At 55.6% G+C, this 25,206-nt stretch carries 24 protein-coding genes and 1 other RNA gene; 12 read left to right on the top strand and 13 right to left on the bottom strand.

All coding sequences use genetic code 11. The annotated features are described in order from the left end of the window. The first annotated feature begins 27 nt into the window (after positions 1 to 27). The 9 genes from yqjA (at position 28) to ACOTX4_RS00780 (ending at position 4,794) form a co-directional block, all read left to right on the top strand. Positions 28 to 690: a DedA family general envelope maintenance protein YqjA gene (gene yqjA, locus ACOTX4_RS00820; protein ID WP_003862638.1), complete on the top strand. Its 663-nt coding sequence runs from the start codon at positions 28 to 30 to the stop codon at positions 688 to 690. A 2-nt stretch (positions 691 to 692) separates the two neighbouring features. Beyond that, positions 693 to 1,076, top strand: a complete 384-nt coding sequence (mzrA, locus tag ACOTX4_RS00815) for an EnvZ/OmpR regulon moderator MzrA (protein ID WP_003862640.1) — start codon at positions 693 to 695, stop codon at positions 1,074 to 1,076. Positions 1,077 to 1,219: 143 nt separating this feature from the next. Continuing rightward, positions 1,220 to 1,588 carry a DUF1090 domain-containing protein gene (locus tag ACOTX4_RS00810; protein WP_017382428.1) on the top strand — a complete coding sequence of 123 codons (369 nt, stop codon included), beginning with the start codon at positions 1,220 to 1,222 and terminating at the stop codon, positions 1,586 to 1,588. A gap of 29 nt (positions 1,589 to 1,617) precedes the next feature. Then, a complete protein-coding gene (locus ACOTX4_RS00805; RefSeq protein WP_003862645.1) occupies positions 1,618 to 1,923 on the top strand; it encodes a DUF883 family protein in 306 nt (101 codons plus the stop codon). Positions 1,924 to 1,925: 2 nt separating this feature from the next. After that, positions 1,926 to 2,324, top strand: a complete 399-nt coding sequence (locus ACOTX4_RS00800; protein WP_003862647.1) for a phage holin family protein — start codon at positions 1,926 to 1,928, stop codon at positions 2,322 to 2,324. Continuing rightward, positions 2,321 to 2,617 carry a YqjK-like family protein gene (locus ACOTX4_RS00795; RefSeq protein ID WP_003862649.1) on the top strand — a complete coding sequence of 99 codons (297 nt, stop codon included), beginning with the start codon at positions 2,321 to 2,323 and terminating at the stop codon, positions 2,615 to 2,617. Before ACOTX4_RS00800 ends, ACOTX4_RS00795 begins: the two co-directional genes overlap by 4 nt. A 253-nt stretch (positions 2,618 to 2,870) precedes the next feature. Further along, positions 2,871 to 3,263 carry a DoxX family protein gene (locus ACOTX4_RS00790; RefSeq protein WP_003862651.1) on the top strand — a complete coding sequence of 131 codons (393 nt, stop codon included), beginning with the start codon at positions 2,871 to 2,873 and terminating at the stop codon, positions 3,261 to 3,263. 72 nt (positions 3,264 to 3,335) lie between these two features. After that, entirely contained in the window at positions 3,336 to 4,322 is a 987-nt protein-coding gene (locus tag ACOTX4_RS00785; protein WP_048244926.1) for a glutathione S-transferase family protein, read from the top strand. Between the two features lie 106 nt (positions 4,323 to 4,428). Beyond that, the gene (locus ACOTX4_RS00780; RefSeq protein ID WP_000384149.1) at positions 4,429 to 4,794 is read left to right on the top strand and encodes a DUF805 domain-containing protein; all 366 of its coding nucleotides are present in this window, start codon (positions 4,429 to 4,431) and stop codon (positions 4,792 to 4,794) included. 38 nt (positions 4,795 to 4,832) lie between these two features. Here ACOTX4_RS00780 and yhaJ read toward each other — a convergent pair whose 3' ends face one another. After that, complete coding sequence (yhaJ, locus tag ACOTX4_RS00775) at positions 4,833 to 5,735, bottom strand: DNA-binding transcriptional regulator YhaJ (protein ID WP_003862655.1); 903 nt, start codon at positions 5,733 to 5,735, stop codon at positions 4,833 to 4,835. A gap of 104 nt (positions 5,736 to 5,839) precedes the next feature. Here yhaJ and ACOTX4_RS00770 point away from each other — a divergent pair, with 104 nt between their 5' ends. After that, complete coding sequence (locus ACOTX4_RS00770) at positions 5,840 to 6,541, top strand: pirin family protein (RefSeq protein WP_003862658.1); 702 nt, start codon at positions 5,840 to 5,842, stop codon at positions 6,539 to 6,541. A gap of 79 nt (positions 6,542 to 6,620) precedes the next feature. On the opposite strand, the gene ACOTX4_RS00765 is transcribed toward ACOTX4_RS00770, so the two are convergent. The 11 genes from ACOTX4_RS00765 to garL form a co-directional block, all read right to left on the bottom strand. Continuing rightward, positions 6,621 to 7,925, bottom strand: a complete 1,305-nt coding sequence (locus ACOTX4_RS00765) for a serine dehydratase subunit alpha family protein (protein WP_022651889.1) — start codon at positions 7,923 to 7,925, stop codon at positions 6,621 to 6,623. 20 nt (positions 7,926 to 7,945) lie between these two features. Then, positions 7,946 to 9,277: an amino acid permease gene (locus ACOTX4_RS00760; protein WP_032607965.1), complete on the bottom strand. Its 1,332-nt coding sequence runs from the start codon at positions 9,275 to 9,277 to the stop codon at positions 7,946 to 7,948. 274 nt (positions 9,278 to 9,551) lie between these two features. Continuing rightward, positions 9,552 to 11,846: a formate C-acetyltransferase gene (gene pflB, locus ACOTX4_RS00755; RefSeq protein WP_045332925.1), complete on the bottom strand. Its 2,295-nt coding sequence runs from the start codon at positions 11,844 to 11,846 to the stop codon at positions 9,552 to 9,554. Between the two features lie 15 nt (positions 11,847 to 11,861). Then, a complete protein-coding gene (gene tdcD / locus ACOTX4_RS00750; protein WP_045332926.1) occupies positions 11,862 to 13,070 on the bottom strand; it encodes a propionate kinase in 1,209 nt (402 codons plus the stop codon). 30 nt (positions 13,071 to 13,100) lie between these two features. Then, positions 13,101 to 14,432, bottom strand: coding sequence for a threonine/serine transporter TdcC (gene tdcC, locus ACOTX4_RS00745; RefSeq protein WP_003862666.1), 1,332 nt, complete (start codon positions 14,430 to 14,432; stop codon positions 13,101 to 13,103). A 10-nt stretch (positions 14,433 to 14,442) separates the two neighbouring features. Further along, positions 14,443 to 15,432, bottom strand: a complete 990-nt coding sequence (gene tdcB, locus ACOTX4_RS00740; RefSeq protein WP_022651901.1) for a bifunctional threonine ammonia-lyase/L-serine ammonia-lyase TdcB — start codon at positions 15,430 to 15,432, stop codon at positions 14,443 to 14,445. A gap of 96 nt (positions 15,433 to 15,528) precedes the next feature. Next, a complete protein-coding gene (tdcA, locus tag ACOTX4_RS00735; protein WP_003862670.1) occupies positions 15,529 to 16,449 on the bottom strand; it encodes a transcriptional regulator TdcA in 921 nt (306 codons plus the stop codon). Between the two features lie 672 nt (positions 16,450 to 17,121). Then, positions 17,122 to 17,498, bottom strand: an RNA gene (rnpB, locus tag ACOTX4_RS00730) — RNase P RNA component class A. A 32-nt stretch (positions 17,499 to 17,530) separates the two neighbouring features. Beyond that, on the bottom strand, positions 17,531 to 18,676 hold the full coding sequence (gene garK, locus ACOTX4_RS00725) for a glycerate 2-kinase (RefSeq protein WP_045332927.1): 1,146 nt from the start codon (positions 18,674 to 18,676) through the stop codon (positions 17,531 to 17,533). Between the two features lie 56 nt (positions 18,677 to 18,732). Beyond that, positions 18,733 to 19,623: a 2-hydroxy-3-oxopropionate reductase gene (gene garR / locus ACOTX4_RS00720; RefSeq protein ID WP_017382435.1), complete on the bottom strand. Its 891-nt coding sequence runs from the start codon at positions 19,621 to 19,623 to the stop codon at positions 18,733 to 18,735. Between the two features lie 21 nt (positions 19,624 to 19,644). Further along, positions 19,645 to 20,415: a 2-dehydro-3-deoxyglucarate aldolase gene (gene garL, locus ACOTX4_RS00715; protein WP_045332928.1), complete on the bottom strand. Its 771-nt coding sequence runs from the start codon at positions 20,413 to 20,415 to the stop codon at positions 19,645 to 19,647. A gap of 367 nt (positions 20,416 to 20,782) precedes the next feature. Between garL and garD the strand changes: the two genes are divergently transcribed. Continuing rightward, positions 20,783 to 22,354: a galactarate dehydratase gene (gene garD, locus ACOTX4_RS00710; protein WP_045332929.1), complete on the top strand. Its 1,572-nt coding sequence runs from the start codon at positions 20,783 to 20,785 to the stop codon at positions 22,352 to 22,354. A 496-nt stretch (positions 22,355 to 22,850) separates the two neighbouring features. On the opposite strand, the gene ACOTX4_RS00705 is transcribed toward garD, so the two are convergent. Then, positions 22,851 to 23,654, bottom strand: a complete 804-nt coding sequence (locus tag ACOTX4_RS00705) for a DeoR family transcriptional regulator (RefSeq protein ID WP_032607968.1) — start codon at positions 23,652 to 23,654, stop codon at positions 22,851 to 22,853. Positions 23,655 to 23,893: 239 nt separating this feature from the next. Here ACOTX4_RS00705 and kbaZ point away from each other — a divergent pair, with 239 nt between their 5' ends. Next, the gene (gene kbaZ, locus ACOTX4_RS00700) at positions 23,894 to 25,201 is read left to right on the top strand and encodes a tagatose-bisphosphate aldolase subunit KbaZ (RefSeq protein ID WP_032634278.1); all 1,308 of its coding nucleotides are present in this window, start codon (positions 23,894 to 23,896) and stop codon (positions 25,199 to 25,201) included. Positions 25,202 to 25,206 lie beyond the last annotated feature (5 nt).

The raw sequence follows: 25,206 nt of genomic DNA, 5'->3' as shown, positions 1-25,206 counted from the left end.
ACGTTAACCGATTTCCAGGAACACTGAATGGAACTTTTGACCCAACTACTGAACGCCCTCTGGGCTCAGGATTTCGAAACGCTGGCCAACCCGTCCATGATTGGCATGCTCTACTTTGTATTATTTATGATCCTGTTCCTTGAGAACGGTCTGCTGCCTGCTGCCTTTTTACCGGGCGACAGCCTGCTGGTACTGGTCGGGGTGCTTTGTGCAAAAGGGGCGATGGCTTTCCCGCAAACGGTCCTGCTTTTAACCATTGCCGCCAGCCTGGGCTGCTGGGTGAGTTACATTCAGGGGCGATGGCTGGGTAACACGCGAATCGTTCAGAACTGGCTTTCGCACCTTCCGGCCCATTACCACCAGCGAGCGCACCACCTTTTCCATAAGCATGGGCTTTCCGCCTTGCTGATCGGCCGCTTTATCGCATTCGTACGCACCCTACTGCCCACCATTGCGGGCCTGTCCGGCCTGAGCAGCACGCGCTTCCAGTTCTTTAACTGGATGAGCGGCTTGCTGTGGGTGCTGATCCTGACCACGCTCGGCTACGCGCTGGGTAAAACGCCGGTCTTTATGAAATACGAAGACCAACTGATGTCTTGCCTGATGCTGCTGCCCGTCGTTCTGCTGGTGTTTGGCCTGGTCGGGTCCCTGGTCGTACTGTGGAAGAAGAAATACGGAGCCAGGGGTTAACGATGGTTATCTCCCCGCTCGCGCTGCGCCGCTTCTCTTACGCCATCGTCGCGCTGATGATGTTCAGCGCTCTTATCCTGCTGTGGTCTGCGCTACAGCATCAGGAGTCGACGCTGGCTATCCGTCCTGTGAGCCAGGGAACCAGCGTGCCGGATGGTTTTTCCATCTGGCATCATCTCGACGCAAACGGGATTCGCTTTAAGAGCATCACGCCGCAAGACGATGTGCTGCTGATAAAATTTGACTCCAGTGCGCAAAGCGCCGCGGCGAAAGCCGTGCTGGACCGCACGCTGCCGCAGGGTTACATCATTGCGCAACAGGATGATGACAGCCACGTCGCCTCCTGGATGTCACGGTTACGCGACACGTCGCATCGATTTGGTTAACGACTAATATTCCGAATATTTTCACCTACTTTGGTGAAACTCCCGTTTACTTACTATGCTTAAGTACGCGGAGCACCCCTCAGATGTTCTCCGCTTAGTTCTGGAACACGGCTTACGCCGTAACACAATGGAAGGTTTCTATAATGAAATACCGCATCACCCTGGCTCTGGCCCTTTTTTCTTTAAGCACAGCTTCCTTCGCTATGTCTCTTTGTCAGGAGAAAGAACAGGATATCCAACGCGAAATCAGTTATGCCGAAAAGCATAACAATCAGCACCGGATCGACGGACTGAAAAAAGCGTTGAGCGAAGTGAAAGACAACTGTACGGACAGCAAGCTGCGTGCCGATCATCAGGAAAAAATCGCTGAACAGAAGGACGAGATAGCCGAGCGCCGTCAAGACCTGCAAGAAGCGAAAGAGAAAGGTGATGCGGAAAAAATTGCCAAGCGCGAGAGGAAGTTGCAAGAGGCGCAGGACGAACTGAAAGCGCTGGAAGCTCGCGATTATTGAGTTAACGGAAATCTCAACAGGAGAGAATCATGTCAAAAGATACAACTTCAGAAAATCTGCGCGCTGAACTGAAATCCCTGGCGGACACCCTGGAAGAGGTGCTGAACTCTTCTGCCGATAAATCGAAAGAAGAAGTCAGCAAACTGCGCAGCAAAGCGGAGCAGGCACTGAAAGAGAGCCGTTACCGTCTGGGTGAAACCGGTGATGCGCTGGCGAAACAGACCCGCGAAGCGGCTGCGCGCGCAGACGAATATGTACGTGATAATCCATGGACGGGTGTGGGTATTGGCGCCGCAGTGGGTGTGGTGCTGGGTGTCCTGCTGACGCGTCGTTGATTATGGAAGATCCACGTCACGCACAAGGGCCTGCTAAAAACGTCCTCGGCATTGGCCAGCGTATTCTTACGACGCTGGTCGGGATTGCCGAAACGCGCGTCCGGCTTGCGGTAGTGGAGCTGGAAGAGGAGAAAGCCAACCTCTTCCAGATGCTGCTCATGCTTGGGCTTACGATGCTCTTTGCCGCGTTTGGTCTGATGAGCCTGATGGTGTTAATCATCTGGGCTATCGATCCACAGTATCGTCTGAACGCGATGATTGCGACTACCGTGGTTCTGCTGGTGGCGGCGCTGATAGGCGGTATCTGGACCCTGCATAAAGCGCGCACGTCGACCTTCCTGCGTCATACGCGCCAGGAGCTGGCCAACGACCGCGCCCTGCTGGAGGATGATAAGTCGTGAGCGACAAAGCCGAACGTCAAAAGCGGAAAGCGTATCTGTTGAGCCAAATCCAGCAGCAGCGACTGGATCTGTCTGCCAGCCGTCGCGACTGGGTTGAAGCCACGCATCGGTTTGACCGCGGCTGGAACACGGTCCTGAGCCTGCGTTCATGGGCGCTGGTCGGCAGCAGCGTGATGGCGATCTGGTCGGTTCGGCATCCTAACATGCTGATCCGCTGGGCACGTCGCGGCTTTGGCGCCTGGAGCGCCTGGCGTCTGGTGAAAACCACGCTGCGACAGCAGCAGTTGCGGTGAAAAAAGCAAAACGGTAACCCTGGTTACCGTTTTTTGTTTTTGCCCCCTCTCCCTGTGGGAGAGGGATGGGGTGAGGGCACCAGCCCGCACGCTCCCTTACTCAATATCTTTGAAGAAGATTAACAGTTTTCCTTGCTAACAATTGCCATCCGCCCCGTTTACACTCCTCTCCATCGACAGCAAAGACGCGGTATCTACCCGAATTTGCACGCAAATAACGTTTAGCCGCTGATGTGGTTTCCTGGAGAGTAAAATGAAAAAATTAGAAGATGTTGGTGTACTGGTAGCGCGTATTCTGATGCCAATTCTGTTCATCACCGCAGGCTGGGGCAAAATTACCGGCTATGCGGGCACTCAGCAGTATATGGAAGCGATGGGCGTGCCGGGGTTCCTGCTGCCACTGACCATTCTGCTTGAGTTCGGCGGCGGCCTGGCAGTGCTGTTCGGTTTCCTGACCCGCACCACGGCGCTGTTCACCGCAGGCTTTACCCTGCTGACCGCGTTCATCTTCCACAGCAACTTTGCGGAAGGCGTGAACTCCCTGATGTTCATGAAAAACCTGACCATCGCGGGTGGCTTCCTGCTGCTGGCTATCACGGGCCCGGGCGCCTACAGCATCGACCGTCTTCTGAATAAGAAGTGGTAAGCACGCTATACTGATTACATTCAAAGCGAGGAGACATCTCCTCGCTTTTGCTATCTGACGGAGGAGAAAAAAATGGGACAACTCGTAGACGGCGTCTGGCAGGATGTCTGGTATGACACCAAATCCACCGGTGGACGCTTTAAGCGCTCTGTTTCGGCCTTCCGTAACTGGCTGACCGCCGACGGCGCACCCGGCCCGAGTGGCGAAGGGGGCTTTGCGGCGGAGAAAGATCGTTATCATCTGTACGTTTCTCTCGCCTGTCCGTGGGCGCACCGCACGCTGATTGTGCGCAAACTTAAAGGTCTCGAATCGTTAATTCCGGTTTCGGTGGTCAACCCGCTGATGCTGGAAAACGGCTGGACGTTCGACAGTGACTTCCCTGCCGCGACGGGTGATGAGCTTTATCATCACGATTTCCTGTATCAGCTCTATCTGCGCGCCGATCCGCACTACACCGGACGCGTAACGGTGCCGGTGCTGTGGGACAAGAAAAACCAGAGGATCGTCAGCAATGAATCCGCTGAAATCATTCGCATGTTCAATACCGCGTTTGACGCGCACGGCGCCCGCGCCGGGGATTACTACCCGGTTGAGTTGCGCGAGAAAATTGACGAGCTGAACGGCTGGATCTACGACAACGTCAACAACGGCGTCTATAAAGCGGGCTTTGCCACCAGTCAGGAAGCGTACGACGAAGCGGTCGGCAACGTGTTTGGATCCCTGGAGCGCCTGGAGCAGATCCTCGGCCAGCATCGTTATTTAACGGGCGATCGCCTCACCGAAGCAGACATCCGCCTGTGGACGACGCTGATCCGCTTCGATCCGGTGTATGTCACCCACTTCAAGTGCGACAAGCATCGCATCAGCGATTATCTGAACCTGCACGGTTTCCTGCGCGACATCTATCAGATGCCGGGGATTGCGGAGACGGTCAATTTTGACCATATTCGCACCCATTATTTCCGCAGTCATAAGACCATCAACCCAACGGGCATTATCTCCATTGGCCCGTGGCAGGACCTGGATGAACCGCACGGGCGCGACGTGCGTTTCGGATAATTATTTAGGGAATCAATTGATTCCCTTTTTTAATTCACAGCATACATCTATCCTTACCTCGATCGCTTAGAAAACAAGTGATTGACTGATTATGAGGCAAGGAAAAATGGACTGGTATTTAAAGGTACTGCGCAACTATTTTGGTTTTGGTGGCCGTGCCCGCCGTAAAGAGTACTGGATGTTCGTTCTGGTGAACTTCGTCCTGATTATGGTGCTGGGCATTGTGGACAAGATCCTCGGCTGGGAACGCGAGGGGGGTGAAGGCATTCTCACCACCATTTATGGTGTGTTAGTTCTGCTGCCTTCATGGGCCGTACTGTTTCGTCGTCTCCACGACACCGATCGTTCGGCGTGGTGGCTGCTGTTGCTGTTGATCCCGCTTATCGGCTGGATCGTGATTTTGATTTTCAACTGTCAGAGCGGAACGCCGGGCGAAAACCGCTTTGGTCCGGATCCTAAGGCAAGCGCGTAAATTCTGCCCGGTGGCGCTTACGCTTACCGGGCCTACGCTTATTTGTTGTGGTGGGCAAAGAGCTTGGGAATTTCACGCAAACACCACGATTTGGCTTCGCCCATGCTGTCGCGACGCCACGCCATAATGATATCCACTTCGCTGGTGTATTCCGGGCTGACGACGCGCAACCGCCCTTCTGCAATGTCCTTTTCGACAAACGGGTAAGGCATAGTCGCCACGCCCAGCCCCGCCAGGAGCGCCTGTCGCTTATCTTCCAGCGACGTTACCGTCAGTCGCGGCTGTTTATCCAGCAACTGTACCGTTAACACCGGGCGCTCTCGGGCGGTATCCGCGACCGCCACGCCGCGGTATTTCACGCGCGTGACCTCAGAGAGCGGCTCCGGCTCCTGATGGATAGGGTGATCCGGCGCGGCGACGTAGACGTTCATCACGCTGTAGAGCTTGCGCGAATTGATTTCTGACGATGAGCGGAAATGCATGTCTGGCGCAATCACGATATCCGCCCTGCCCGTCTCAAGACGCTCCCACGCCCCGGCCAGCACCTCGGTGATGATCGACAGCTGGGTATTGGCTTTCGCGGCCAGTCTGTCCACCAGCGGAAACAGCGCTTCGGTGGGCACCAGCGCTTCGGTCACTAACGTCAGATGGGTTTCCCAGCCGCGGGCCAGCGCTTCGGCATCGGTCGTCAGCTTATCCGCCGCTTCCAGCAATACGCGGCCGCGCTCCAGCAGCATCCGCCCAACGTTGGTGAATTTTGTTCGATGACCGGAGCGATCGAAGAGCACAACATCCAGCTCCTCTTCCAGCTTTTGCATGGTGTAGCTCAGCGCAGACGGAACGCGCCCCAGTTCATCTGCCGCCGCGGCAAAACTGCCGCGCCTGTCAATCGCGTCCATGACGCGAAGCGCCTCAAGCGTCAATGCTCTCTCTTTAGCCATCTCGTTCTCATTCAGGAAATTTGAACATACCAGGCAGAATATCTGGCTAACAATGCAGCGTCCATACCTTTACCATTGATTTAGTGTAAAGAGAGGTCAAGTTTATGATTACGACAAGAACAGCGAAACAGTGCGGACAAGCCGATTTCGGTTGGTTGCAGGCCCGCTACACCTTTTCCTTTGGACACTACTTTGACCCTAAACTCCTCGGTTACGCTTCACTGCGCGTATTGAATCAGGAAGTGCTCGCCCCGGGCGCGTCCTTCCAGCCGCGCACGTACCCGAAAGTCGATATCCTGAACCTGATCCTGGAAGGCGAGGCAGAATACCGCGATAGCGAGGGCAATCATGTCCAGGCGAAGGCTGGCGAGGCGCTGTTAATTTCTACTCAGCCAGGTATTAGCTACAGTGAGCATAACCTCAGCAAAGATAAAACGTTGACCCGCATGCAGCTGTGGCTGGATGCCTGTCCGGAGCGGGAAAATCCGCTGGTGCAAAAGATCGATCTGAAGGGCGATCAACAGCAGCTGATTGCCTCGCCAGACGGCAGCAAAGGCAGCTTGCAGTTGCGCCAGCAGGTGTGGCTGCATCATATCGAACTGAAAAAAGGTGAACAGGCGAGCTTCCAGCTTCATGGCCCGCGTGCCTATTTGCAGTCCATTCACGGAACGGTGCATGCGGTCACGCATACGGAAGAGAAAGAAGCGCTCACCTGCGGTGACGGGGCGTTTATTCGTGACGAAGCGAATATCACTCTGGTTGCCGATACGCCGCTGCGCGCGCTGTTGATTGATTTGCCGGTTTAAGATCAACACGCCCCTCGCTCGATCGGTTCCCTCTCCCTATGGGAGAGGGTTAGGGTGAGGGGTAACGGGTTGGATTAAATCACAACACCTTACTCGCCATAATCTCAATGATCTGCCGGTCCGTCGCCTGCATTGAGCGGCACGCCAGGGCGCACAGGTTAGAGATCGACTGTTCCACGTCGTGCGCCACAATCCCCTCGTTACCCGTCACGGCAGTATCATCCAGCGCCATCATCACGGCTTTCCAGGCGCTGGTGACGCTGGTCGAGACCTTCATTGCACAGCTGTTAGAAGCCCCATCGCAGATCATCCCGCTCACGTCGCCGATCATACTGCCGATCGCCATGGCAATGGTCTGGTAAGATCCGCCCATCAGCCACGCCATCCCCGCCGCTGCCCCCATTCCGGCGGTTGTCGCCGCGCACAACGCGGACAAGCGCGGAAGCTGGTAATGGATATAGATAGCCGACAGATGCGAGAGCATCAGCGCCCGCGCCAGCCGTTCGTCATCAGCCTGAACGTGCTCAGCCACCACCACTACCGGCATGGTGGCGGTGATGCCCTGATTCCCGGAACCCGAGTTGCTCATCGCTGGCAGCGTCGCGCCTCCCATGCGGGCATCCGAGGCTGCGCTGGTGCGGATAATAATGTCTGAACCCAGATCCTGCGCCATCCAGCCGCGTGCGCGCTGTTTATTGAGCGTCGCGCCAATATGCAGCCCCCAGTTGCCACGCAAACCTTCGCGGGAGAGCGCATCGTTCAGCCGCCCCGCATCGAGGATAAAGCGGATCGCGTCGAACGGCACCTGCTCCACAAACTCAAGGATCTGCGACAGCGTGGTGGTCGAGAGCACCGCCAGCGGATCGTCGTTGTTCTGGCTCTGACGATCGTCAAGCCTGAAGCACGTTTCGCCCTGACAAACTACCTCCACCACGCGAGTGTGCCCGCCAGCGATGGTCACCATCGCCGAGGATTCACCGGCGTAAACGCAGGCGCGTGAATAAAGGATCTCATCGCACGGCTCCTGCAATTTTACCTGCACCAGACCCGCGTTCAGCAGTGCTTTGGCGCGCGTTAGCGCCTCGGCCGACGCGTCTTTCAACACCTCCAGCCCGGCGTGTGCATTACCGCCTGTCGCCCCCAGCGCGGCCGCGATGGGTAAACCGACCATACCGGTGCCGGGCACCGTTACGCCAAGCCCGTTTTTCATCAGGTTCGGCGATACCCACGCCTCGATACGCGTTACCTCACCGGAAAGCTGTCCGGCAGCCATCGCACACGCCAGCGCCAGCGAGACGGGTTCGGTACAGCCCAGCGCAGGCTTTACCTCTTCCTGCACGGCGCGAATAAAATGGTTCCATAAAGGATTAATTTGCTCAGACATCGTTACGACCTTATTTAACCTCATGAGAAGGCGAGGAAAGGAGAAACACAAAGCAGCAGCCCGGTAATTACGATAATTACCAGCGATACGCCTTTATATTTATGAAGTGCGGGCACTTTGTAGACCAGCCACGCCGGAATTAAGCAGCCCACCATCCCGAAAATAGGGCTACAGATGGAGGTGAAGCTCAGCACCGGCGCGTTTAATACAATCGCGCTCCAGGCCAGCAGGATGGCGAACAGCATAATTCCGCGCTGGACGGCATTTTCATTGATTTTTTCCGCCGGCATTTTGCGGCGCAGGATGTTCATCACGATGCCCTGCGTCGCCTCACGAAAGCCGAGATAGACGCCAAAGAACGCGGTCATCACAGCGAAAATGTTGAGGATCACGCTGACGATTTTGACCCAGCCCGCACCGTCACCGCTGATGAACTGTGCTGCGATTGCCAGGGCGGAAATATTCTGCTCGTAGGCTTTTACCGCCTCGTCGTGCCCCATCGCCAGCGTGAAGGAGACCGCGTAGAAAAAGACCGTCACAAACAGCACGCCAAAGGCGATATTCATTGCCCGCAGCGCTTTATGACGCGCCACCGCTACGGATTTTTCCCGTGAACGATAGGAAATCACCATCGGGCTTAAAGTCTGAATAAACAGAATGGAGGTTAAGGTGAAAGGCAGCGTAATAATGGCGTTTTTAATCAGCAGCCCCATCGGCGGCAGCATACCGACGTTGGCTAAATGCCAGAGGCCAATCATCGAAAGACCCAGCGCCGCCACTACAAATAATTTGGTCAGCACCATCAGGCTGGAGACTTTAAACAGCAGTTTTTCACCGCGCGACGAGATAGCGACCAGAATGCAGATCAGGAATAAGCCATAGAACGGATTTTCCGACAGCAAACCGTCGGTTACGCCGAAGGTGTGCAAATAGGAGGCGCTGTCGTTGGTGATAGCCGTGGAATAGACAAACATCCAGATCACCAGCATCACGAAATAAAGCGCACCCAATAAGATGCCCCAGTTTTTACCTAAATAACCGCTAATGACGCTCGGGTAATCTTTGCATTCCGGTGATTCCGCCAGCGTATTAATAAACAGGCGCTGGAACAGGTACATAGCCGGATAACCAATTATCGACGAGAGTAAAAACACCCACAGCCCCATTAACCCGACCTGCACCGGAAGAAAAACGATGCCCGCGCCGATAGCCATCCCGATACTCATGATGACCCAGCCCGTATCGGTGCTGTCAAATTTGATCGCCTCTCGCCATTCGCTTTCGCTCATTCCCGCCCGCCTTGCCGCAGGGGAATCACTCACAATCACACTGCTGTTTGTTGCCATATTCATTGGGCACTCGCTTATTTTGTAGGGTAACTGGTTGTTTTTATAAGGTTCCGATCGCCAGCGATTGCGAGTCAGAGGGTGCAGGTGTGAGTTATTGATATGGGGAGATCATATCCGGAGAGCGGGAGAAAAAAGTCACAAGTTTTATAGGGATTTCATAAGGCGCGAGGAAAATATTACTTCTGAACAGCAGAAAAGAGAGTGAGTTTTCTAAAATCGACCGAGTTCACAAAATTAAAAGCCTCCTCATTAGAGGAGGCTGAAGATGGAGCCTGCATTACATCGCCTGCGTAAACGTCCTCGAAATCACATCCTGCTGCTGCTCGCGCGTCAGAGCATTAAACCGCACCGCATAGCCTGAAACGCGGATCGTCAGGTTCGGATAATTCTCCGGATGGGCGATGGCATCCAGCAGCATCTCCCTGTTCATCACGTTGACGTTCAGGTGCTGACCGCCCTCAATGGTCGCTTCGTGGTGGAAGTATCCGTCCAGCAGCCCGACAAGGTTGGTTTTGCGCACCGGCTCGTCCTTGCCCAGTGCCTGCGGCACGATGGAGAAGGTGTAGGAAATCCCGTCTTTGGCATAGGTGAACGGCAGCTTGGCGACCGAGGTTAACGACGCCACCGCCCCTTTTCTGTCGCGCCCGTGCATCGGGTTGGCGCCAGGCGCAAACGGCGTGCCGCCGCGTCGTCCGTCCGGCGTGTTCCCGGTCTTCTGGCCGTAAACCACGTTGGAGGTGATGGTCAGGATCGACTGCGTCGGTACCGCGTTGCGGTACGTCGGCAGCGCCTGGATTTTCTTCATAAAGCGCTCAACCAGATCGCAGGCGATACTGTCCACACGATCCTCGTTGTTGCCGTACTGCGGATAGTCGCCTTCGATGATGAAATCGACCGCCAGACCAGTGTGGTCGCGTACCGGTTTTACCGTGGCGTATTTGATGGCCGACAGGGAATCCGCCGCCACCGACAGCCCGGCAATGCCGCAGGCCATGGTGCGGTAGACGTCCCGGTCGTGCAGCGCCATCAGCGAGGCTTCGTAGCTGTATTTATCATGCATATAGTGAATGAGATTCAGCGCGCTGATGTACTGTACCGCCAGCCAGTCCATGAAGTGATCGAGGCTCGCCATTACGGTGTCGTAATCCAGTACCTCATCCAGCAGCGGCTCGGTTTTCGGACCGACCTGGATCTTCAGCTTCTCATCCACCCCGCCGTTGATTGCGTACAGCAGCGTTTTCGCCAGGTTGGCGCGTGCGCCGAAGAACTGCATCTGCTTGCCGATCACCATCGGGCTGACGCAGCAGGCAATGGCGTAGTCGTCGCTGTTGAAGTCGGTGCGCATCAGATCGTCGTTCTCGTATTGCAGCGAGGAGGTGACGATCGACACCTGTGCGGCGTATTTCTTGAACGCGATCGGCAGTTTTTCGGACCAGAGGATCGTCAGGTTTGGCTCCGGCGCAGGCCCCATGGTGTGCAGGGTATGCAGGTAGCGGAAGCTGTTTTTAGTCACCAGCGTGCGCCCGTCCAGCCCCATGCCGCCAATCACTTCCGTGGCCCAGATCGGATCGCCGGAGAAGAGCGTGTCGAACTCCGGCGTGCGCAGGAAGCGCACCATGCGGATCTTCATGATGAAGTGGTCGATCAGCTCCTGGGCCTGCACCTCATTCAGCCTTCCTGCCTGCATGTCGCGTTCAATGTAGATATCGAGGAACGAGGCCGTGCGCCCCAGCGACATCGCCCCGCCGTTCTGGGATTTCACTGCGGCAAGGTAGGCAAAATAGAGCCACTGCACCGCTTCCTGGGCGTTCATCGCCGGACGTGATATATCAAACCCATAGTTCGCCGCCATCTGCTGGATCTGCAGCAGCGCGCGCTTGTGCTCCGCCAGCTCTTCGCGCAGGCGGATCGTCGCCTCCAGATCTTCGCCGCGCTCCAGTTTCCCCTGGAGATCGGCGAACTGAAGTTCACGCTCGCGCACCAGATAGCTGATGCCGTACAGCGCCACGCGGCGGTAGTCGCCGATGATGCGTCCGCGCCCGTAGCCGTCCGGCAGACCGGTCAGCACCCCCGATTTGCGGCAGCGCATCATCTCCGGGGAGTAAACGTCAAACACGCCCTGGTTGTGGGTTTTGCGCAGGTCGGTAAAGAGATATTCAAACTGCGGATCCATCTCGCGACCGTAGGCTTCGAACGAGCTGCGGATCATGTTGATCCCGCCGTACGGATGCAGGGCGCGCTTGAGCGGCTTGTCGGTTTGCAGGCCGACGATCGTCTCCAGCTCCTGATCAATATAGCCCGGCCCGTGCGCGGTAATGGTAGTGGCGATGTTGGTGTCGAAATCCACCGGAGCGTGGGTGGCATTCTCCTGACGAATGCCGACCATCACCTTCTGCCACAGCGCCGTCGTTGCTGGCGTCGCCTGCGCGAGGAAAGCTTCATCGCCTTCATAAGGGGTGTAGTTATGCTGAATAAAATCGCGCACGTTGATGGCGTTTTTCCATTCTTCACCACGAAACCCGGCCCATGCGTCGCTGTAAGGCGCGACGCCCGTATCGATTGTTACTTTCATCAGATTCTCGCTTTATCAGGCGTAAGCCGCAGCCGGAGTAACCTTCCCAAGACGGAGGGCGTCCAGCGCGATCATTTTTTCTTCATTGGTAGGGATCACCGCGCAGGCCGCGCGGGACGACTCGGTGGAGATCACGCGCTCGCCCGCGCTGCCCGGCAGGGCATTTTTGGACTCGTCGAGGATGATGCCAAACACCTTCAGATGCTCCGCCACCAGCGCGCGGATAAGCACGGAGTTCTCACCGATCCCGCCGGTAAACACCACGCCATCCAGACGGTGCAGGGACGCGGCATGACCGGTGATATGCCGCGCAATCCGGTGGACAAAGGTCTTTATTGCCAGCCGCGCCCGCTCGTTGCCGTCATGCCAGGCTTTCTCCAGCGCGCGCAAATCGGAGGAGATACCGGAGATCCCCAGCAGCCCGGACTCTTTGTTGACCACGCGCTCCAGATCCTCGAACGACTGGCCGGTCTGCCGGGCAATCCACGCCATCGCGCCAAAATCCACGTCTCCGCAGCGCGTGCCCATCACCAGTCCTTCAAGCGGCGTCATCCCCATGGACGTGTCCACGCTTACGCCGTTACGCACCGCGCAGATGGACGCCCCGTTGCCGAGATGGGCAATCACCAGGCCGCTGTCATCGGGAGAGAGCCCGAAAAGCGCGTGCGCCTGCGCCGACACATAGCGGTGAGAGGTGCCATGGAAACCGTAGCGGCGCACGCCCAGCTCTTCAAAATAGCGGTACGGCAAGCCGTACAGATACGCCTGCGGCGGCATGGTCTGGTGGAAGCTGGTATCAAATACCGCCACCTGCTGCACGCCGGGGAACAGGCGCTCGGCGGCTTCCACGCCGCTCAGGTTGGCGTAGTTATGCAGCGGCGCCAGCGGGGAGACCTGGCGGATCTGCGCCATCACCTCTTCCGTGATCAGGGTCGACTCGCTGAAGAGGTCACCGCCGTGGGCAATGCGATGGCCAATCAAAGCCACGCTGCCCATCAGGTTGCGTTTCTCCAGCTCCAGGGCGATGGCGGCCAGCGCCCCTTCGTAGTCCTGGTGAGCCAGTCTGACCGGCTCACCCCCATTCACGGAAATAAAGGCTTTTTCTGTGTTGATGCCGTCCGCAATGCCCGTCATCAGGGCATCGCAGCTTGCGGCGTCCAGCACCGAGAACTTAACAGAGGACGATCCGCAGTTAATGACCAGTACTACCGGAAACTTAATCATGGTATGGCTCCGCTCTTCCTGAGCTTTGGTTTAAAACAGTTTGTACACAATGTTCAGAATGGTCAGCAGTCCGACCACGGTTACGAAGATGTTCTCGGTCCGGCCTTTGTATTTCGCCAGCGCCGGTGCCTTGCGGATGGCGTACATCGGCAGCAGGCACAGCAGAGAGGCGATAATTGGCGCGCCCATGGCTTCAATGAGGTCCAGAATGTTCGGGTTGGCGTAGGCCACAATCCAGGTGGAGCCCATGATGAAGACCATGCTGATGGTGTTCAGCTTGCCGACGGAGACGTTCTTCTTGTCGCCCTTGTAGCCGAACTTGATGATCAGGCCGTTCAGCCCCTCCAGCGTGCCCAGATAGTGGCCGAAGAAGGATTTAAAGATAGCGACCAGCGCGATGATGGACGCGCCGTACTCCAGCACGGTGGCGAACGTGGATTTACTGCCTGACATCGACGCAAAGTGGTTCGCCAGGTAAGAGAGCACCGGAATGTTCTGCGCTTTGGCGTCCGCCATGTTCTGCGGAGAGAGTGTAAACAGGCAGCTAAAGGCGAAGAACATCACCACCGCCACCATCAGCAGGCTGGCGCGACCGATGATTTTGGAACATTTCTGCTCGGTAAACTCTTTCCCGAACTCCGGTTCGTACTCTTCGCGCTTGGAGACCACAAACGAGGAGACGATAGGCGAGAAGTTGAAGGAGAAGACCATGATGGAGATCCCCAGCCACACCGTGACCAGAATGCCGTCATGACCGGTGAAGGCGATATCGCTCAGGTTAACCTGGTCGATCACCGCCGAGTTCCAGTACGGGATCAGCGAGAGAGAAATCAACACCAGGCTGGCGATGAACGGGAACACCAGGTAGCTCATCACTTTCACCATCAGGTCTTTACCGAACCAGATAACAAAGGCCATCAGCAGCAGCAGGAACAGCGCCACCACGCCGCGGTTCAGGGCGGGCATCTGGAGCTGGTTTTCCCAGAAGGTCATAAAGGTGTTGGTAATGGTGACGCCGTAAATCCACAGCAGCGGGCAAATGGCAAAGAAGTAGAGGAAGGTGATCACCACCCCGCCGGTCTTACCAAAATGCTCCTCCACCGTTTCGGTGATGTTGCCGGAGACGTTACTGCCGGACAAACACAGACGCGCCAGCGCGCGGTGGCAGTAAAAGGCAATCGGGAACGCGAGTACCAGCATCAGCAGGATGGGGATCAAGCCGCCAAAGCCTGCACGGATAGGGAAGAACAGCACGCCTGCGCCAATGGCGGTACCAAACAGGCCGAGCGTCCAGGTGGTATCAGATTTACGCCAGGAGGACGTTTTTGTCTGGCCAACGATAATGCTTTCTGTGTTGCTCATAAGTCATCCTTTATGCGTCAACGAAGCCGGTAATTTGGGAAACACGGGAGAGATCAATATTGCCGCCGGAAATAATGCAGACGGTTTTACGGCCCTGGATATAGTGGTCCAGCTTGCCGCTTAATAACGCCGCGCACGCCAGTGCGCCAGCACCTTCCGTGACCACTTTATTTCGCTGGATAAGCGCGATCATGCTGTTGCGAATCTCGTCTTCGCTGACCAGCACAATGTCATCGACTAATTCACGAACGATTTCGAAGGTTAAATTACCCGGGCGAGACACGTCGCAACCGTCTGCTAATGTGCCGGTAATGCGGTGGTTCGTTATTTCACCGGCCTGATACGATGCCGCCATTCCGTGCACGTTTTCAGACTGCACGCCGATAATATTGATAGTTGGGTTGATGGATTTAATTGCTGTCGCAATACCGGCAATTAAACCGCCGCCGCCGATGGGGACAATCACGTTATCCACGTCATATAAATCTTCGAGGATCTCCAGGCCGATGGTGCCCTGACCGGCGATCACTTTCGGATCGTCGTAAGGCGGGATAAAAATGCGCCCTTCCATCTCGACGATTTCGCTCACTTTGGCGATGGTGTCGTTAAAGTTCTCGCCGTGTAGCACCACTTCGGCAGAGTAGTCGCGCGTGGCGGCAACCTTGGATTTCGGCGCGCCCATCGGCATCACTACTTTGCCGTCGATGCCGAGCATGGCGCAAGAGAGAGAGACCCCCTGCGCGTGGTTCCCTGCGGAACAGGCCACCACGCCCTTGCGTTTTTCCGCATCGGTCAGCGAGCTTAATTTATTAAACGCCCCACGTATTTTAAACGAACCGGTACGCTGCATATTTTCAAATTTCAGGAATATCTCACCCTTACACCGTTCGCTCAGATAATTTGAGCGCGGCATACCGGTTTTATAGATCTTTCCCGCCAGTCTTTTTCTGGCGTCCTGAATATCTTCAATGGTCACCGGGAGATCGTAAGTAATGTGCATAATATCCTCGTTATAATAATTCATTGTTTTCAGGCAAAGTCAGGGTAACAGAGCGTTAAAAAGCGTCGCTCCGGGTGTTTTAAATCATCATTATTTCTATCGTCGTTTTTCGGTATTCATCGACGAATATTGTTTTGCCAGTTCAACTAATACTGACGCCGATTTTTTAATACTGTAATTTTTTGACCACACGGCGGCATAACGCGCCACGGGTAATTCATCTTCCACCGGCAGGACAATGAACTGGTCCGAGCCGAATGGCGCAATCATGTCACGGGGGATCACCGTCAGGTAATCGGCATTGAGGACAAGGTTATAGATGGTGACGACGGAATCGGTCTGGACGATGTTTTCAATGCTGATGTGGTTGTCTTGCAGGGTGGTCAGAAGTTCGTTGTAGTAGCCCATATCGGTTTGCGGCATCACCCACTGCTCGTGCGTGAGCGATGCCAGTCTGGTCGGGCCGGTGCACGTTCGTGATTTACTCGCCACCAGCACAAACTCGGATTCAAACAGTGGCTCAACGTGAAGATCCTGAAGCTGCATCCCGTCGCTCAGCGTACCGATGGCGAAATCCAGCCGGCCATCGCGAATGGCGGGCAGGAATGAAGAGAGCTGCGCTTCATACATTGAGACGCGTGCCTTCGGGAACACTTCCTTGAATTTTTTGATCATCCCGGACAGGAAGGTGAAGCCAATCAGCGAGGGATAGCCGAAGGAGACGTCCATGACGGTACTGAAACTGAGGCTGTTGATCTCGCTTACCATGTTTTTCATTTCGCGGGTGATCGACTCAGCGTAGGACAGCAGCACCTGACCGGCAGCAGTGAGTTTTACGCCGGTGTTTTTACGCACCATCACTTCCACCCCAAAGTAAGATTCGATGTCGCTGATGATTTTGCTGACGGCAGGTTGCGTCAGCCCCAGTTGTCTTGCAGCAGAACCTATGGAGCCACTTTTGATGACTTCCTGAAATACCACGAGGTGCTGAGTTTTCGGTAGAATAATAGTATTCATAATATTCTGCGCTTATTTCCCTATGACGCAGCGGATTCTACCCAATATTGTTTTAGGGGGTATGTGCTGTTACTCACAATTTGCCAGGACGCTCTGTTTTCAGTCGCACCAGAAAACTATTTATATCTTTATAAATCAAAGATTTATCACAATAAAAATACGCATTCACGCTGACATTGATCAATAAAAAACGCGGTAATAAATTTATTTTATGGCAATAACCAGCGTGAATTTTTTTGCCTTAAAAATATTAATAAAGGCTATCTTTCAGGCAATTAAAGGTTAATAAAACACCATTATTCCTTTAAAACATTTTTGTGGTTTATCAACTTTACCAGGAGTATTTATTCACTTTCCGGTTAAAGAGTGGGATATATCACACATTCACCAGAAGAATGTTTTTAGATTCAATATTAAATTATCAAATGAATAACATTCGGCATCACTGACTAAACATTTACAACATCTGCTCAACACTAAATTTTTCTAATTTTATAGCGTTAAATTTTGTGATTACGATCATGCGCAGCAGATGAGAGGAACACGCAGCCGAACAAATAGTGAAACGTGCTTAGCGTCGCAAAATTGAGAATTGATGTCGTTTGGCGCTTCGCTTACCCGACCTGCAACCTTCAGAAAGCAAAAACCCCGCCGAAGCGGGGTTTCGTAAGAAGTTGAAGCTGACCGATAAGCCGGGTTCTGTCGTGGACAGTCATTCATCTAGGCCAGCAATCGCTCACTGGCTCAAGCAGCCTACCCGGGTTCAGTACGGGCCGTACCATGTGAACCCCTATTTGGCCTTGCTCCGGGTGGAGTTTACCGTGCCACGGACTGTTACCAGCCGCGCGGTGCGCTCTTACCGCACCCTTTCACCCTTACCTGATCCCGCTTGCGCGGGCCATCGGCGGTTTGCTCTCTGTTGCACTGGTCGTGGGTTTCCCCCCCAGGCGTTACCTGGCACCCTGCCCTGTGGAGCCCGGACTTTCCTCCCCTCCGCCCGTCTCCCCCGAAAGGGACGACGACGAAGCGGCGACTGTCTGGTCAGCTTCGGCGCGCAGTATAGAGGGTTTGCGCGCCGCTGTCACCCCTGGCTACGCATGCCTACCTGTAATGTGGCCGCGATATTCCGCGAGGCGCGGTAAATGTTGTCATACGCTCCCTGGAACGCCTCTTCCAGTGAGCCGATGCGGGTCAGTACGCTGAACACCGCATCGATGCCGTACTGATGCACCACACCCACATCCTGCGTCAGACTTCCGGCAATCCCTATCACTGGCTTATGGTATTTTTTGGCGACGCTCGCCACGCCGACGGGCACTTTGCCATTTATGCTCTGGCTGTCGATGCGCCCTTCCCCCGTCAGCACCCACGTGCAGTCGTGAATATGTTCTTCAAGATTGAGCGCCTGAGTGACAATCTCAATGCCGCTTTTCAGCTCTGCGCCCAGGAAGGCCATCAGCGCCGCGCCCATGCCGCCCGCCGCTCCTGCCCCCGGAACCCGGTTGACGTTAATGCGCAGCGTTTTTTTGATCACTTCGGCATAGTGGCTAAGACTGGCGTCGAGTTCGAGGATCATCTCCTCCGTGGCGCCTTTTTGCGGTCCAAAGATACGCGACGCGCCGCTTTCACCGACCAGCGGATTCGTCACGTCACAGGCGACACGGATTGCGCACCCCTGAAGACGCGGATCGAGATCCGAAATATCAATCCGGTTAAGCGCCATCAGGCTGCCGCCGCCGTAGCCGATCTCCGTCCCGTTCGCATCCGTAAACTTCGCGCCCAGCGCCTGCATCATGCCTGCGCCCCCATCGTTGGTTGCGCTCCCGCCGATACCGATAATGATGTTGCGCGCGCCTTTATCCAGCGCGCGGAGGATCAGCTCCCCCGTCCCGCGCGACGTCGTGACCAGCGGGTTACGCTGCGCGGGAGGAACAAGCACCAGGCCGCTGGCGGCGGCCATCTCGATAAACGCGGTGGTACCGTCGCCCGAGATCCCCCAGCTGGCCTTCACCTTTTCCCCTAACGGGCCGGTGACGACAGCCTGCTGCCAGGTGCCCTGCGTAGCGGCGATCATCGCTTCAACCGTACCTTCTCCGCCGTCAGCAACGGGAACAGACACGTAATGAGCGTAGGGGAAAATTTCCCGAAATCCTTTTTCTATCGCCTGCGCCACCTCAGTGGCAGACAGGCTTTCTTTATATGAGTCTGGCGCGATTACGATTTTCATAGTTGTATGCCTGAGCCGTAGGCCCGGTAAGCGTAACGCCACCGGGCGGGACGTCATTAGCGAGCAATTTCAACCTTCGCCAGCTTTTCGTAATAGCACGCTAACGCGCTGTGATCGGCGGTGCCCAGACCATCCGCACGCAGCGCCTGCATCATCTCCATGACGGCGGCAGTCAGCGGCAGCTGCGCCCCCACGCCGTGGGAGGTATCCAGCGCATTCGCCAGATCCTTAATGTGCAGATCGATGCGGAAGCCCGGCCTGAAGTTACGATCCATCACCATCGGCGCCTTGGCATCCAGCACGGTGCTGCCCGCAAGACCACCGCGAATGGCCTGATAGACCAGATCCGGATTAACGCCCGCTTTGGTGGCCAGCGTTAGCGCCTCCGACATAGCCGCGATGTTCAACGCCACAATCACCTGGTTTGCCAGCTTGGTGACGTTGCCTGCGCCAATTTCACCGGTGTGCACCACGGAGCCGGCCATGGCTTTCATCAGGTCGTAATATTTGTCAAACACAGCTTTATCGCCCCCCACCATCACCGACAGGGTGCCGTCGATGGCTTTCGGTTCGCCGCCGCTGACCGGCGCATCCAGCATCTCCACGCCCTTCGCTTTCAGCGCCTCGCTGATTTCGCGGCTTGCCAGCGGTGCGATAGAACTCATGTCGATCACCACCAGACCCGGCTTCGCGCCATCGATAATGCCGTTCTCACCCAGCGCCACCTCTTTCACGTGCGGGGAGTTTGGCAGCATGGTGATAATCACGTCGCACTGCTCAGCAATTGCTTTTGCGGTTGTCGCCGTTTCTGCGCCAGCCGCAATCACCTCTGCCACCGCGTCTGAATTACGATCTAAAACCACCAGTGAGTAACCTGCTTTGATGAGGTTTTTGCTCATTGGTTTGCCCATGATACCCAGGCCAATAAAACCCACTTTCAGCGTCATAATCTGTTTCCTCAATGATGGCTATTTTTTAAAAGCGTCCGCCAATTTCTGCGTGGCGGCGCGGAATACGCCGAGATCGCTGCCGACGGCGACAAACGTTGCGCCCCATTCCAGGTAACGGCGGGCATCGGCTTCCACTGGCGCCAGAATGCCGCACGGTTTACCGTGCGCTTTGGCACGGGCAAAAATGTGCTGAATTGCGCGCTGCACATCCGGATGGCTGGCGTTACCCAGATGACCAAAGGCGGCCGCCAGATCGCTCGGGCCGACGAAAATGCCGTCGACGCCCTCCGTCGCGGCAATAGCGTCGACGTTATCGACCCCCTGCTGGCTCTCGATCTGAACCAGAATGGTGATGTTCTTGTTGGACTGGGAGAAATAGTCCGGCACGGTGCCAAACATATTGGCGCGGTGCGAGACGGACACGCCGCGGATCCCTTCCGGTGGATAGCGGGTCGCCGCCACGGCCAGCACCGCTTCTTCTTCCGTTTCAACAAACGGGATCAGAAAGTTGTAGAAGCCGATATCCAGCAGACGCTTGATGATCACCGGCTCGTTGGTGGGCACACGCACCACCGGCGCGCTGTGGCTGCCTTTCAGCGCCATCAGCTGCGGAATAAACGTGTTGATATCGTTTGGCGCATGTTCGCCGTCCAGCACCAGCCAGTCGAACCCGGCCAGGCCCAGCACTTCGGTGCTGATGGGGTTGGCCAGCGCAGACCAGCAGCCAATCTGAATCTGGTGCGCCGCGAGGGCCGCTTTAAATTTATTCGGGAAGATGTCGTTACTCATTACTTATACCTTTTTTAATTCCGCAGTTTTAGCCAGTAGCTTTTCTTATTTATTCCGACTCAGCGTCAGCGTTATATTTATTTTCCTGACTGAATTTTGGCGTTATAAAATCGTCATTCAGTATAATCGTCACCACCCGGCAATACATTGTTTCAATGCTCAATTATCCAACGGGAGTAGCACGATATTTTGAGCATTTGCCCAATGTAGTGGGCGCTGATGCACAGAATCAACGATTAGTGTTTCGGGAGCGATCGCGATCACATTCTCACTTTTCCTCTCCTGACATTCTTTATTTCCTCAATAAGGAACGATTAACCATCTGGCTATATTTAGTATCAGATATTTTGCTGGAGAAGAGTGAACAATGGCCGATATTGAAATTCGACAGGCGTCGCCGACGGCGTTCTATATAAAAGTGCACGATACTGATAACGTGGCGATTATTGTCAACGACAATGGCTTAAAAGCTGGCACCCGCTTTCCGGATGGCCTGGAGCTGATTGAGCACGTTCCGCAGGGGCATAAAGTCGCACTGGTCGATATCCCGGCTCACGGTGAAATCGTGCGCTACGGCGAAGTCATCGGCTATGCGGTGCGCGCTATCCCGCAGGGTAGCTGGATTGAGGAGTCGCTGGTTGAGCTGCCCACCGCCCCGCCGCTGGAGACGTTGCCGCTGGCTACCCGCGTCCCTGAGCCGTTGCCTCCGCTGGAGGGTTATACCTTCGAAGGTTACCGCAATGCGGATGGCAGCGTGGGAACCAAAAACCTGCTTGGCATCACCACCAGCGTGCATTGCGTGGCGGGCGTAGTGGATTACGTTGTGAAAATTATTGAGCGCGATCTGTTGCCGAAATACCCCAACGTTGACGGCGTGGTGGGTCTTAACCACCTGTACGGCTGCGGCGTGGCGATCAACGCGCCGGCAGCGGTCGTGCCGATCCGTACGATTCACAATATCGCCCTTAACCCAAACTTTGGCGGTGAGGTAATGGTGATTGGTCTCGGCTGTGAAAAATTGCAGCCAGAACGCCTGTTGCAGGGTACGGAGGATGTGAAAGCCATTCCGGTTGACGATGCCAGTATTGTGCGTCTTCAGGATGAACACCATGTCGGCTTCAGATCGATGGTCGACGACATTTTACAGGTGGCAGAGCGCCATCTGGAGAAGTTGAACAAACGCCAGCGTGAAACCTGCCCGGCCTCTGAACTGGTCGTTGGGACACAGTGTGGCGGCAGCGATGCGTTTTCCGGCGTCACCGCTAACCCGGCGGTAGGTTATGCCTCCGATCTGTTCGTGCGCTGCGGCGCCACGGTGATGTTCTCCGAAGTCACCGAAGTACGTGATGCTATCCACCTGCTCACGCCGCGCGCCGTCAACGAAGAGGTGGGCAAACGCCTGCTGGAGGAAATGGCCTGGTACGATAACTATCTCGACATGGGCAAAACTGACCGCAGCGCCAACCCGTCTCCGGGTAACAAGAAAGGCGGCCTCGCGAACGTGGTGGAAAAGGCCCTCGGGTCGATTGCCAAATCCGGCCAGAGCGCGATTGTGGAAGTGCTCTCCCCTGGCCAGCGACCAACCAAACGCGGCCTGATTTACGCGGCAACGCCTGCCAGTGATTTCGTTTGCGGCACCCAGCAGGTGGCTTCCGGCATTACGGTACAGGTCTTTACCACCGGGCGCGGCACGCCGTACGGCCTGATGGCGGTACCGGTGATCAAAATGGCGACCCGCACCGAGCTGGCAAACCGCTGGTATGACTTAATGGATATCAACGCGGGCACCATCGCCACCGGGGAAGAGAGTATTGAAGAGGTGGGCTGGAAGCTGTTCCACTTCATTCTGGATGTGGCAAGCGGGCGGAAGAAAACCTTCTCCGATCAATGGGGATTGCATAACTCGCTGGCGGTGTTTAACCCGGCGCCGGTGACGTGATTGTCCCTCACCCTGCCCTCTCCCCTATGGGGCTGAGGGTTCCCCACAAAATAATGCCTGCACAGACGGCCCCCTCTCCCTTGAGGGAGAGGGCTGGGGTGAGGGGAAACATACGGCTCTGGTGGTCATTCCGTTCACTTTATGTTCCTTGCTACTCTGTCACAACATAACCGGTGAACGTGCCAGGGTGGCTCAGTCGCCACCACCCTGGCGACCCGGGCTTCCGGCGGAAAATCGCCGCTTCGCGGTGCCTTCGGCTTATTCCTTCCGGCTTATCGGGGACGGGCGGAGGTAACATCCCTGTAAAGCCCGCCCTCTCGGCGCATCCCTGCGCCTCGCCCCGGCCTACAGGAAACGCCTCAGCGATTTACAGCCGGACCGAGGCATCGCTGAAAGCCCTCAGTTATTCTGAGGCAACGTTATAGTTTTTGCTTTCAAATTACTGGGGAACCCTCTCCCCTATGGGGAGAGGGTTAGGGTGAGGGGAAAAGCCTCTTTAGACCAGCACCACATCGATCCCGCTTTTGCGTAACCCTTCCAGGCTTTCCGCAGGAATGCCTTCATCAACGATAATCATGTCGATTCGATGGGTATCAATAATTTTATGCAGGCTTGAACGATTAAACTTGCTGGAGTCCGTGACAACGATAATACGCTCCGCCACCTCGCACATTTTGCGGTTCAGACGGGCTTCATCCTCGTTATGCGTACTCACCCCCCGGTCGAGATCGATGGCATCGACGCCCAGAAACAGCAGGTCAAAATGGTAATTCTGTAAGGACTGCTCCGCCTGGTCGCCGTAGAAGGACTGTGACTGACGGCGCAAATGCCCGCCGGTCATCAGCAGCTCTACGCCTTCCGCTTCCAGCAGCGCGTTTGCCACGTTCATCCCGTTGGTCATGGCAATGACATCGGTGTGCTGGCGCAGCATGCGGGCAATTTCAAAGGTCGTGGTGCCGGAGTCCAGAATAATGCGGTGACCCGGCTTCACCAGTTCAACCGCCGCCTGCGCGATGCTGCGCTTCACTGCCGTATTAAGGGAACTTTTGTCCTCAACGGATGGCTCCACGCCGGGGGCATTGCCTTCGCAAATCAGCGCGCCGCCGTAAGCGCGAACGGCAATCCCCTGCTTTTCCAGAAAGGCCAGATCGTTACGGATCGTCACCGTCGACACGCCGAATAAAAGAGAAAGATCGTTAACCTGCACGCTTCCCTGCGCCCGCAACCGCTGAATGATCTGCTCTCGCCTTTCACTGGTGCCGGTGATGCGCTTCTCTGCGGATGAATCGGTGCTGCTCATACGAGCTCCTTAGTAAATAAACTTTCGTTTCATTTCGTTTTTCTTATTAACGCCTTTCTTTTGAGGGAATGCAAGCCCTGTATGGTAGGCGGACGCAAGCTTAATCGCCGCTGAAACCTTTCATTATGTTTCTTTTGTGAAACAGATCGGAAAACTATTATCTTTCGTTTTATTTTTACATCACCATAATGCAGTATCAAATGAAACAAAACGAAAGATGAATGCCAACACCATCCGAAATGGAGAGGAAAGTGAAACATCTGACAGAAATGGTGGAACAACATAAACGGGGGAATACAAACGGGATTTATGCCGTCTGTTCCGCACATCCACTGGTACTTGAAGCTGCAATACGTTACGCCCATTCACAACAGACGCCTCTGCTGATTGAAGCCACCTCAAACCAGGTGGATCAGTTTGGCGGCTATACCGGTATGACGCCCGCCGATTTTTATGGGTTTGTCTGCAAGCTGGCGGGATCCCTCGGTTTCCCCACCTCACAGCTGATCCTTGGCGGCGATCATTTAGGTCCAAACCGCTGGCAAAACCTGCCAGCTTTGCAGGCGATGGCGAACGCCGACGATCTGATCAGAAGCTACGTGGCGGCCGGATTTAAAAAAATTCACCTCGATTGCAGCATGTCCTGCGAAGACGACCCGGTTCCTTTAACCGATGCAATCGTTGCCGGGCGTGCCGCTCGGCTGGCTAAAATTGCCGAAACCACCTGTCTCGAGCAATTTGGCGTAGCCGATCTGGTCTACGTTATCGGCACGGAAGTTCCGGTTCCCGGTGGGGCACACGAGACGCTGACCGAGCTTGAGGTCACCACGCCAGAGGCGGCACGCGCCACGCTTGAGGCACACCGCCACGCATTCGAGAAGGAAGGGTTAAGCGACATCTGGCCGCGCATTATTGGCCTGGTCGTTCAGCCTGGCGTTGAGTTCGACCATGCGCACGTTTGTGACTATCAACCGCATAAAGCCGTCGCGCTGAGCAAGATGGTTGAAGCCTACGACACGCTGGTATTTGAAGCACACTCTACCGATTACCAGACGCCGCAGGCGCTGCGCCAGTTGGTGAAAGATCACTTCGCCATTCTGAAAGTCGGCCCTGCGCTAACCTTCGCGCTGCGCGAAGCGCTGTTCTCACTGGCAGCAATTGAAGAAGAGCTGCTGCCGGCAAAAGCCTGCTCAGGGCTGCGTCACGTCCTGGAAAACGTGATGCTCGATCGCCCGGAATACTGGCAAAGCCACTATCACGGCGACGGCAATGCCCGTCGCCTGGCCCGCGGTTACAGCTATTCCGACCGCGTGCGCTATTACTGGCCAGACAGCCAGATTGACGACGCCTTTGAGCGGCTGGTACGCAACCTGGCGGATGAACCGATCCCGCTGCCGCTGATCAGCCAGTATCTGCCGTTGCAGTACAGCAAAGTTCGCGATGGTGCTCTCAGCTCCACACCACGGGAACTCATCCTCGACCACATTCAGGACATACTCCATCAGTACCATGCCGCCTGCGAAGGCGTAACGACTCAACACGCATAATTAAA

The sequence above is a fragment of the Enterobacter cloacae complex sp. IR5459 genome, from assembly GCF_049238005.1.
Taxonomy (GTDB): Bacteria; Pseudomonadota; Gammaproteobacteria; order Enterobacterales; family Enterobacteriaceae; genus Enterobacter; species Enterobacter hormaechei_C.
The sequence above is the reverse complement of the archived record's forward strand: the minus strand, read 5'-3'. Positions and strand labels throughout refer to the sequence as shown.

Coding starts and splice junctions, on each gene's coding strand:
- yqjA (WP_003862638.1), top strand. CDS start 28: ATGGAACTTTTGACCCAACTACTGAACGCCCTCTGGGCTCAGGATTTC.
- mzrA (WP_003862640.1), top strand. CDS start 693: ATGGTTATCTCCCCGCTCGCGCTGCGCCGCTTCTCTTACGCCATCGTC.
- ACOTX4_RS00810 (WP_017382428.1), top strand. CDS start 1,220: ATGAAATACCGCATCACCCTGGCTCTGGCCCTTTTTTCTTTAAGCACA.
- ACOTX4_RS00805 (WP_003862645.1), top strand. CDS start 1,618: ATGTCAAAAGATACAACTTCAGAAAATCTGCGCGCTGAACTGAAATCC.
- ACOTX4_RS00800 (WP_003862647.1), top strand. CDS start 1,926: ATGGAAGATCCACGTCACGCACAAGGGCCTGCTAAAAACGTCCTCGGC.
- ACOTX4_RS00790 (WP_003862651.1), top strand. CDS start 2,871: ATGAAAAAATTAGAAGATGTTGGTGTACTGGTAGCGCGTATTCTGATG.
- ACOTX4_RS00785 (WP_048244926.1), top strand. CDS start 3,336: ATGGGACAACTCGTAGACGGCGTCTGGCAGGATGTCTGGTATGACACC.
- ACOTX4_RS00780 (WP_000384149.1), top strand. CDS start 4,429: ATGGACTGGTATTTAAAGGTACTGCGCAACTATTTTGGTTTTGGTGGC.
- yhaJ (WP_003862655.1), bottom strand. CDS start 5,735: ATGGCTAAAGAGAGAGCATTGACGCTTGAGGCGCTTCGCGTCATGGAC.
- ACOTX4_RS00770 (WP_003862658.1), top strand. CDS start 5,840: ATGATTACGACAAGAACAGCGAAACAGTGCGGACAAGCCGATTTCGGT.
- ACOTX4_RS00765 (WP_022651889.1), bottom strand. CDS start 7,925: ATGTCTGAGCAAATTAATCCTTTATGGAACCATTTTATTCGCGCCGTG.
- ACOTX4_RS00760 (WP_032607965.1), bottom strand. CDS start 9,277: ATGAATATGGCAACAAACAGCAGTGTGATTGTGAGTGATTCCCCTGCG.
- pflB (WP_045332925.1), bottom strand. CDS start 11,846: ATGAAAGTAACAATCGATACGGGCGTCGCGCCTTACAGCGACGCATGG.
- tdcD (WP_045332926.1), bottom strand. CDS start 13,070: ATGATTAAGTTTCCGGTAGTACTGGTCATTAACTGCGGATCGTCCTCT.
- tdcC (WP_003862666.1), bottom strand. CDS start 14,432: ATGAGCAACACAGAAAGCATTATCGTTGGCCAGACAAAAACGTCCTCC.
- tdcB (WP_022651901.1), bottom strand. CDS start 15,432: ATGCACATTACTTACGATCTCCCGGTGACCATTGAAGATATTCAGGAC.
- tdcA (WP_003862670.1), bottom strand. CDS start 16,449: ATGAATACTATTATTCTACCGAAAACTCAGCACCTCGTGGTATTTCAG.
- garK (WP_045332927.1), bottom strand. CDS start 18,676: ATGAAAATCGTAATCGCGCCAGACTCATATAAAGAAAGCCTGTCTGCC.
- garR (WP_017382435.1), bottom strand. CDS start 19,623: ATGACGCTGAAAGTGGGTTTTATTGGCCTGGGTATCATGGGCAAACCA.
- garL (WP_045332928.1), bottom strand. CDS start 20,415: ATGAGTAACGACATCTTCCCGAATAAATTTAAAGCGGCCCTCGCGGCG.
- garD (WP_045332929.1), top strand. CDS start 20,783: ATGGCCGATATTGAAATTCGACAGGCGTCGCCGACGGCGTTCTATATA.
- ACOTX4_RS00705 (WP_032607968.1), bottom strand. CDS start 23,654: ATGAGCAGCACCGATTCATCCGCAGAGAAGCGCATCACCGGCACCAGT.
- kbaZ (WP_032634278.1), top strand. CDS start 23,894: ATGGAGAGGAAAGTGAAACATCTGACAGAAATGGTGGAACAACATAAA.